Source organism: Streptomyces sp. NPDC002490 (genome assembly GCF_040296045.1).
Taxonomy (GTDB): Bacteria; Actinomycetota; Actinomycetes; order Streptomycetales; family Streptomycetaceae; genus Streptomyces.
Map to the genome: position 1 here is coordinate 1 of NZ_JBEOWM010000105.1, position 6,561 is coordinate 6,561.

The 6,561-nt window shown below is 70.1% G+C and carries 6 protein-coding genes; 2 read left to right on the forward strand and 4 right to left on the reverse strand.

What is annotated here, in order from left to right:
- Window positions 1-44: 44 nt before the first annotated feature.
- Window positions 45-287, reverse strand: coding sequence for a hypothetical protein (locus tag ABT092_RS30605; RefSeq protein WP_351249732.1), 243 nt, complete (start codon window positions 285-287; stop codon window positions 45-47).
- Between the two features lie 1,798 nt (window positions 288-2,085).
- Here ABT092_RS30605 and ABT092_RS30610 point away from each other — a divergent pair.
- Complete coding sequence (locus tag ABT092_RS30610) at window positions 2,086-2,679, forward strand: DoxX family protein (RefSeq protein ID WP_351249734.1); 594 nt, start codon at window positions 2,086-2,088, stop codon at window positions 2,677-2,679.
- 66 nt (window positions 2,680-2,745) lie between these two features.
- Here the strand turns inward: ABT092_RS30610 and ABT092_RS30615 are convergent, their stop codons facing one another.
- The 3 genes from ABT092_RS30615 to ABT092_RS30625 all read right to left on the reverse strand — a co-directional run bounded on the left by ABT092_RS30615 (window position 2,746) and on the right by ABT092_RS30625 (window position 4,452).
- Window positions 2,746-3,732, reverse strand: a complete 987-nt coding sequence (locus ABT092_RS30615; RefSeq protein ID WP_351249736.1) for an aldo/keto reductase — start codon at window positions 3,730-3,732, stop codon at window positions 2,746-2,748.
- Between the two features lie 106 nt (window positions 3,733-3,838).
- Complete coding sequence (locus ABT092_RS30620) at window positions 3,839-4,210, reverse strand: toxin Doc (RefSeq protein ID WP_445398736.1); 372 nt, start codon at window positions 4,208-4,210, stop codon at window positions 3,839-3,841.
- Window positions 4,210-4,452: a YlcI/YnfO family protein gene (locus tag ABT092_RS30625; RefSeq protein WP_351249738.1), complete on the reverse strand. Its 243-nt coding sequence runs from the start codon at window positions 4,450-4,452 to the stop codon at window positions 4,210-4,212. Before ABT092_RS30625 ends, ABT092_RS30620 begins: the two co-directional genes overlap by 1 nt.
- Before the next feature lie 581 nt (window positions 4,453-5,033).
- Between ABT092_RS30625 and ABT092_RS30630 the strand changes: the two genes are divergently transcribed.
- Window positions 5,034-6,494: an NAD-dependent succinate-semialdehyde dehydrogenase gene (locus tag ABT092_RS30630; protein WP_351249740.1), complete on the forward strand. Its 1,461-nt coding sequence runs from the start codon at window positions 5,034-5,036 to the stop codon at window positions 6,492-6,494.
- Window positions 6,495-6,561 lie beyond the last annotated feature (67 nt).

Here is a 6,561-nt window from a genome sequence, read left to right on the forward strand (position 1 = left end):
AGACACACATGCCGGTGATCTTCGCGAACACCCACCCACGAAGATCACCGCCAGGGGATCACGTCGTGCAGTTGATCAATTACCCAACACTTTCTGAGGCTGGTGTAGACCTCGCCGGTGGGCTGCCAGACGTAGGCTTGGGCTGACTCGTGTGCAGCCGCCGAAGCATGGGCCGTCGCGGGGACGAAGGAGTTCTCGGCGGCCTGGGCGACGGGCGCGGTCAACACGCCGGCCCCGATGAAGGCCGCCGACACCGCTGCGGTGGCGAGGACATTGCGTAACGACATGATGCTGTTCCCTTCTTCGTTCTTGTAGTGGCTCCTGGAAGCGGTCCGTCCCTGCCGTACACGGCAAGGTGGTCCCGTGTGACGGTGCTTGTCCGGGTCTTTGCGTGAGCGGAGGCAGTCGATCTTCAGATGGCGGCTCCACTGCCCGTCCGTGGCGACCTTCCCGCCCTGGCTGATCCATCGTCGCGACGGAACCGCCCAGCGCCTTCCTGGCACCCACAGTCTGGGCTCACGGTGGAGGCTGCGGCCACAGCTGGCGGCTGTCCCGATCACGGATTTCTTGTTCTTGCTGCTCAGGGACCCTGTACGGGACACCCGAGGAGCTTGTCCCGTACAGCCGGACGCTCCACCGTGGCCAGTTTCCTGAGGCGTGGCGGACGTGAACGGGTGGGTCGCGAGCCGGACGCGGTGACCGGTTCCGGTGGCGGATGCGTTGCCGGGGTGCCCGTTGCCGGAGAGCACCGAACCCCGCCAGCACGCCCGCGACCCCGGCGCTGTCGGTATCGCTCTCGTCCTCACCGCCCACAGCACCCTCCACTCCGTCACTTCCACCCGCCGGCCGGCACGCCCCGGGCAACCCCACGTCATCTGGCGGCGGATCGGGGATCACGACATCCTCAACGTCCCCTGACCACCAGCCACCCGGAGCCTGCCGCGATCACGATGTGCTGGGCATCCACCAACTGGCACGACTCGTTGGGCAGCCATGGCCCGCTCCAGCCGCCTCGACCCGCTCGCCGAGAACGCGGTCCTCGCGGTGTGCACGCTCGCCGACGGAGGAGGCTGATCACCCACGGTTCGCGTAGGTCTCAACCCACCGGATCGCGGCGCAGTGCACGTCAGGCTCCGCCGTGTGCACCGGGTTCCTCTACGGACTCGGGCCGGCCCCGGCGGGCGGTTGGGCAGTCGTTTTCGGCAGGCGCCACAGGTCCGGTTCTTCGAGCGGTGACCGTCACGGTCCGTGGACGCGGCGTCGGCGCGGTCTCACGTACATGAACCGCGACGGACTCGGAGAGAGCGGTGCCTCAGTGCATCCTGAGGCCCGGGAGGAGCAAGTAGATTTTCGGGAGGGACAATTGACGGTGCGTCGCTTCGGTGCCGCATCTTGTGATCAAGGTCACCGCACGCCAAGCCGGGTATGAGCGTCACGGGGTGTGTCCGGTAGGGTCTGGGGTGCCCCTTGGGCGTGTGACACCGGGGGCCAAAACATGCACTGACCGGCCCTCTCCTCTTGACCGGATAACGTCAAGGGGTATGGTCTAGACCAAGCATATGCGCGGGAGAGCCCCCACATCGGCTGCCGGTACCCCACCACCGGGCTGCCGTTCAGCTCACCCGCTCGATGACCGCACGCTGCTCCGACGGAACCGCGCGGTGGCGTGCGCCCCCCACGTAGAAGGAGTTGCCATGCCGGGTACCCCTAGGCCGGCCACTGCCCGTACGGCCGTCGTCCCCCTCCTGGCCACGAGCGTGCCGATCCCTACGACGGCGAACGCCCTCCGCTTTTGCTCCCTCCCCTCACCGCTCCACCGGGTGACTCTCACCCACAACCCCATCCAGGCGTGAACACCAGCTGACGTCACGGCAGTTGCCGTCGACGCGACCCGCCCCGGAATCGCCGGAGCGGGTCCGAGCAGCATCCCACCACGCCCCGCGCTCCAGCACTCCCGGGAGTTCCTTCCTCGGACTCCGCTCGGGAGCATCCGCGCGGTGGCACCGGCACCGGCCTCATCGCACCGCGCCCGCGACGGCCGGTTGCCGCGACACCATGTAGACACCGATGGGCAGGAGAGTACTCATGACGGTAGGAAACACCAGCGAGAGCCGGTTCTCCACCTCTCAGCAGCGGGTCCTCACTCGGCGCACCGCAGGAGCTCATGTGCGCCCCCGGTCCACCCGCCAACAGGTCACCCGCGCCGCGGACGGTCTGGCCGTGCGGGTCACGGTCCGCGGGCCGATGCTGCTGCGGTGGTCCGTGGGCCTGGTCTTCCTGTGGTTCGGCATCCTCAAGCTCTTCCCTTCCACCAGCCCGGCGGAAGGGGTGGCCGTTCGTGCCGTGTCCAAGATGACCCTGGGCCTGTTGCCCAAGGACGCCATCGTTCCCCTGCTGGCCCTGATGGAGACGGCGATCGGCATAGGCCTGGTCACCGGGCTGCTGCTGCGCTTGACGCTCGTCGTCTTCTTCGGCCACATGGTCGGGGTCTTCTTCGCCCTCTTCCTCCTCGCGGACGAGATGTGGCAGGGCGGATTCCTCATTCCGACGATGGAGGGGCAGTACATCATCAAGAACGTCGTCCTGATCGTCGCGTGTCTTCTCATCGCCGCGGACGAATGGAACCGTAGCGCTGCGTTCCGGATGCATGGTCGGCAGGACCCCATGGGTCCGCAGTGAGCGACGAAGCAGGAGAGCGGCCGGGCCCGGACGGATTCATCCGTCCGGGCCCGGCCGTGTGCGGATTCAGTGGGCCCCGTCGAGCCTGGCCCGCTGATCGGGGGTCAACTCCAGGTCGAGGGCGGCGAGGCTCTCGTCGAGTTGGGCGACCGAGGAGGCGCCGACCAACGGGACGGCCGGGACCTCCGCTCCGACCATCCAAGACAGCACCACCTGGTTGGCCGTGGCGCCCGTCTCCTTGACCACCTCCGCCAGGGCCGCCAGGCGCACCGGGGTGCCTGCGTGGTCGAAGTCGGGGCCGAGGGGCTTGTCCTCACGGGTGTAGGCGCCGCTGAGCAAGGGGGTGTAGGCGACCAGGGCGAGCGTCGGATCCGCACGGACGTAGCTGAGCACGTCGCCGTCCGCGATCCCGTACGCGCCGTCCTTGGACGAGGCGTCCGGCCGGTCCGTGCGTCGGCGCAGATAGCTGTGGCTGTACTGGAGGACCTCGAAGCCCGGCAGGCCCGCTGCGGCGGCGATGGCCCGGGCCCGTTCGACCTTCCACGCCCAGTGGTTGCTGATGCCCAGGAGTCCGACCGCGCCCTCGGCGACCAGGGCGGCGAACCCCTCGACCGTCTTGATCAGCGGGGTCTTCAGGTCCTCGACGTGGGCGTACAGCAGGGGGAGACGGTCCATGCCGAGTCGTTCACGGCTCTGTTCGGCGGCGATGCGGATGGCCTCGGGCGCCAGCCCCTCCCCGTTCTCGATGAATCCGGTGCCGGGTGCCAGCGGTCGCGCTCCCATCTTCGTGGCGATGGTGATCTCGTCGCCGACTCCCCTGCTGGCCCGCCAGCGGCCCAACAGGAGTTCGCTCTCGCCGCCCTGTCCGCCGGTGTGCCAGTAGGCGTAGTTGTTGGACGTGTCGATGAAGGTGCCGCCGGCTTCGACGTAGCGGTCGAGGATGGCGTAGGACGTCTCCTCGTCGGTGCGGGTGCCGAAGAGCATGGCGCCGAGGCTCAGGACGCTGACCTCGCGGCGGGTGTCGGGGTGGGTGCCGATCTGACGGTACTTCACGGATCTCTCCTGGTTCGGGCCCGCGCCTGGTGGGTGGGGCTGGGAGAGACCCTCCCTGTTGGAGCGCGCTTCAAGTCAAGCGGCTATTCCAGAGGGGGTGAGGGTGTCAGATGCGCCAGGAGCGGATGCGGTCGGCCGCGTCGTAGGTGTCCGCTCCGTGGTCGAGGTCACGGGCCAGGTCTATCAACGCGCCGTAGGGAGGGTCGATCCCCTCGCCCGCGGCGTGCATGTACGCCACGGCGATGCCCGCGCCGAACAGTGCGTTGCGGGCGGGCAGGGGGCGCAGTCGCACGATGGTGTGCATCAACACCGCGGCGCGCCAGGCGTTGTCGACGGTCGCGCCGACCTTGGGGGTGTTGACGCGGTGGCGGCCGACCGCGGCCACGAGGGCGGAGAAGTCGTGGACGGCGGGCTGCTTGGGCATGACCTCCGTCTGGCGTTCCAGGAGCCAGCGGATGTCGATGGAGAGTTCCGCCATCAGGCCGCCCGCCCCGACGCGTCCTGCCGGGCGTCATCGGGGAACGCCTGGTCGAAGGCGTCCGCGTGGTCGCTGACGAAGGAGCGGAAGACCTCCGCGGCGCCCTCCAGCCGCGGGTCGCGCACCGCGGCGTGAGCGGCGCGGGTGATGAGTGCCGTCACCGTGGTTCCTTCCGCTTCGGCCCGCTCCTGGAGCAGGGCGTGAAGTTCGTCGGGAACCCGGATCGTCACTGGCTTCGACATGTCCCGACCGTACCGCACGGGGCCCCCGGCGCGCGGTGCCGCGTGCGCCGGCCACCTACGCTCCGTACCCCGTGGCGGTGTTCGACGTCGGCTCCGACACGGCGTCCCGTACGGCGGAACGGTCCGGGTGGGCGGCGCCGCGCGGCGGTCACGGTGACGCGCCGAGGCGCGGAGGTCCTCGGCGCACGTGCCCTCGCCGAGCCGCCCGGCGAGATCGCGGTGCCGGCTCGGCCGTGTCGCGTCACGACCGGCGTCCGGCCGACGTGGTCGGCGATCCCGAGGAGCACGCGCACCGGCCCTTCGGCCTGCTCCTTCAGGTCGGCGGAGGCCCACGGCGTACCGGGGGTGCGGGGTCGCCGGTCGGGGGTGGTCCTGGTCGGCTCGCGCATCTCGATCGAGATTGGCCGTCCAGTTACGCATTTCACCTTCAGAAGTACCGGGCAGATGCCTCGACTGACTTCCCCCGCCGCTCTATATTGAAGTATCTGGCTAAGCCATTTAGTTGGGTCCGTATGTCGAAGCGTGGGCGGAGAGCCCCGTCGGCCGACGTACCGCTCGCCCCTGTAGCCCGGAGAGCCCTCATGAAACTCACCGAAGCCCTCGACCTGTGCCCCACCGACCTGTTCGTGGACGGCGACTGGCGCCCCGCCACCGACCGTCGCCGGATCGACGTGCACGATCCGGCGACCACGGAAGTCATCGCCTCCGTGGCCTCCGGTGGGGAGGCGGACGCGGTGGCGGCCGTCGAGGCTGCCGCCCGGGCGCTGCCCGGGTGGGCGGCCACTCCCGCACGGGAGCGGTCCACCGTGTTGCGGCGCGCCTACGAGTTGATGACCGAGCGCGCCGACTACTTCGCCACCCTGATCAGCGCCGAGAACGGCAAGGCGTTGACCGACGCGCGGGCCGAAGTCGCCTACGCGGCCGAGTTCTTCCGCTGGTACGCGGAGGAGGCGGTGCGGCTCGCCGGCACCGTTCAGCAGGCTCCGGCGGGCGGGTACCGCATCCTCGTGGACCGGGCGCCCATCGGTGTCGCGGTCCTGGTCACCCCGTGGAACTATCCGGCCGCCATGGCGACCCGGAAGATCGGGCCCGCGCTCGCGGCGGGATGCTCCGTCGTGCTCAAGCCGGCCAGCGACACCCCGCTGACCGCCCTCGCGGTCGCCGCGCTGCTGGCCGAGGCGGGTGCGCCCGCGGGAACCGTCAACGTGGTGCCCGCCGACCGGTCCGGCGCGGTGGTCGGGGCGATGCTCGACCAGCCGGCCGTGCGCAAGCTCTCGTTCACCGGCTCGACCGAGGTCGGGCGCCGGCTGCTGCACAGTGCGGCGGACCGGGTGCTGAGCACCTCCATGGAGTTGGGTGGCAACGCCCCGTTCCTGGTGCTCGCGGACGCGGACCTCGACGCCGCGGTGCGGGGGGCGATGCTCGCGAAGATGCGCAACGGCGGCGAGGCGTGCACGGCGGCCAACCGCTTCTACGTCCACGAGTCCGTGGCCGAGGAGTTCGCGTCCCGGTTCGCCTCCGCCATGGCCTCCCTCACCGTGGGGCCGGGCCTGGAGGAGGAAACCGAGGTCGGGCCGCTGGTCAACGCGGACACCCGGGACAAGGTCGCGGAGTTGGTGGCGGACGCCGTGGCCCGCGGGGCCCGGGTGCGCACCGGCGGCCGGGCCCCGGAGCGCACCGGCTACTACTACGAGCCCACCGTGCTGGACGAGGTGGCACCGGACTCCGCACTGCTGAGCGAGGAGATCTTCGGCCCGGTCGCGCCGATCGTCCGGTTCCGGGACGAGGCGGAGGCCGTCCGGCTGGCCAACTCCACCGAGTACGGCCTGGTCTCGTACGTGTACACCCGCGACCTGCGACGGGGGCTCGCCGTGTCCGGGGAGCTGGAGAGCGGGATGGTCGGGCTGAACCGGGGCATCGTCTCCGACCCCGCGGCACCGTTCGGCGGGGTGAAGCAGAGCGGACTCGGTCGGGAAGGGGGACACGAGGGCATCCTTGAGTACACCGAAGCGAAGCCCCTCCCTCCCCACCGACACCACTGAGACGGGTCGACGGCATCCGGGCTACCCGCCCTCGGGCAGGGACACTTCCGCCGCTCCTGAGTGGCCG

Excerpts from the sequence above, each read along its gene's own strand:
- ABT092_RS30625 (WP_351249738.1), bottom strand. The coding sequence starts at position 4,452 with ATGTCGAAGCCAGTGACGATCCGGGTTCCCGACGAACTTCACGCCCTG.
- ABT092_RS30610 (WP_351249734.1), top strand. The coding sequence starts at position 2,086 with ATGACGGTAGGAAACACCAGCGAGAGCCGGTTCTCCACCTCTCAGCAG.
- ABT092_RS30630 (WP_351249740.1), top strand. The coding sequence starts at position 5,034 with ATGAAACTCACCGAAGCCCTCGACCTGTGCCCCACCGACCTGTTCGTG.
- ABT092_RS30605 (WP_351249732.1), bottom strand. The coding sequence starts at position 287 with ATGTCGTTACGCAATGTCCTCGCCACCGCAGCGGTGTCGGCGGCCTTC.
- ABT092_RS30620 (WP_445398736.1), bottom strand. The coding sequence starts at position 4,210 with ATGGCGGAACTCTCCATCGACATCCGCTGGCTCCTGGAACGCCAGACG.